This window comes from Bacteroides faecichinchillae JCM 17102, from assembly GCF_000614145.1.
Taxonomy (GTDB): domain Bacteria; phylum Bacteroidota; class Bacteroidia; order Bacteroidales; family Bacteroidaceae; genus Bacteroides; species Bacteroides faecichinchillae.
The window spans coordinates 1-1,740 of the sequence record NZ_BAKK01000111.1; the positions used below are offsets into that span (position 1 = coordinate 1).

General features: G+C 32.6%; 3 protein-coding genes. All 3 read left to right on the forward strand.

Features of this window, described 5'->3' with window-relative positions:
* A partial coding sequence (locus JCM17102_RS25370) for an AHH domain-containing protein (protein ID WP_033887255.1) occupies positions 1-620 on the forward strand: 620 nt, incomplete at its 5' end.
* A 33-nt stretch (positions 621-653) separates the two neighbouring features.
* Positions 654-1,238, forward strand: coding sequence for a hypothetical protein (locus JCM17102_RS20920; RefSeq protein WP_025076559.1), 585 nt, complete (start codon positions 654-656; stop codon positions 1,236-1,238).
* 304 nt (positions 1,239-1,542) lie between these two features.
* The coding region (locus JCM17102_RS25375) for a hypothetical protein (RefSeq protein ID WP_033887258.1) at positions 1,543-1,740 on the forward strand (198 nt) is incomplete at its 3' end.

Sequence of the window (1,740 nt, forward strand, 5' to 3'; positions counted from 1 at the left end):
GAAGATGGACAACTGTAGATCCGATGAGTGAGAAATGCTATAAATATTCTCCATTTATTTACTGTAACGATTGTCCAGTCAAATATATAGATCCTGATGGGAACTCAACTCAAATCCCCCCTTTCGTTTTTGGAGGAGCTAACCCTATTCTTACTACAGGTAGTCGTATTACCATGTTGGGTACGACAGATAAAGTGCTTAGATTATTGCCAAAAGAGCAGCATCATATTATTCCGAGATCGCTTAAAGGGAATGAAGTGGTTAAATCAGCAAGAGAAGGAGGATTTAAGATTGAAGGTAAAGAGAATAAAATTTCAGTAGATAAATTCAATAAGTCTACTGGTGAGGGACAACATGGAAAACATCCTAATTATACCAATCAAATACGGAATAAGTTAGAGAAATTTCAAGAAAAAAATCCTAATGCTTCACCAGAGCAAAGCGCTTCTTTTATAAAAGAAACTGTTTCCGGTACTAAAAACGTCATAGAAAGCAATCCAAATACAAAAATAAATGATTTGGAAATAAAGGGGCTGTCTTTGCCTATTGATCAGTTAAAAGTAGTCAAGCCAATTGAAACTATTAAACCTATAAAAAGAGTTAATTTTGGAGAGGCTTAATTTTAAATTTATAGTCATATGAGATATTTTATAATGAGCGAATCTTTAGATAAAAAGATTATTGGTTGTAATTTTCCACAAGTACATAGGTTTACACAAGGGTATGATCCAGAAGCATCGAATGGGCTATTTAGTTTATATAAATATAGGGAAGATTTTCCAGATTATATTCCTAATCTTGATGGTTTTATGATATCAAGTTGTACTAAATTAACAGATTTTATAAGTAGTAGCTTTAGTCATCGCCTACGGATTATGAACGAAAGAGCTAAAACTATTTTAGAACAACACCATTTGGGCTCTTACAGGTTTTATCCGCTTGTTTTGTATAAGGGGAAAGTTAAATACGATTATTATCTTTTCAATTTCATTTCTACTTATTCAGATTTTGTAAATTACGAAAAAACTTCATTTCAAGAATACAACATAGCTAATGGGGAAAAAAGTGAAGTTTTTTTTGTCAAATCTAGGGCTGACTTTTTGCATAAAAAAAGTGTTATAGAACACGAAAAAGGTATTTCTTGGGGTATATGGGGTAGTGAAATTGTTATGAGTAAAGGTTTTGATCAAAATTGGATTTTTTTGTTATCAGCTTACTTGATGCAAATATTTATGTAAGTGAACGCCTAAAAAACTCTATTGAATCTAATGGACTAACAGGATGGGAATTTATTCCTGCAATGAATTTGAAAATTGAAGAATAACTTATTCGTCTTAAAGTATAATATCCTGATATGGATTATCTAATTGTGGATAATTTATATCAGGATATTTTGTGAATGAAATGTATCAATGTTCGTAATACTTCTTTAAGATATAAAACTTGCCTAACTTTGATATAGATTGTCTAATTATTGCTAATCTATTTCTATCAAAAAGTATTTTCAAAGAAGTTTCTTACCGGATCACGTTGACTAATTCAATGACGGTAAAGTTTAAGATAACTCGTCCTGACCGCTGTTGGACCAATGTTATGTTGTTGGATGATACCGGTAAGAGGTGGGAATACAATTCTCGCGCTTATAAAGCTTTCGGATTAATTCCCGGTGTCTATTACTTTGTAGTGGAGGGCCAGCAGTCCGGCAACCTGAATGATCCTGTTCCCGATGTGACGATTGAG

Excerpts from the sequence above, each read along its gene's own strand:
- JCM17102_RS20920 (WP_025076559.1), top strand. The coding sequence starts at position 654 with ATGAGCGAATCTTTAGATAAAAAGATTATTGGTTGTAATTTTCCACAA.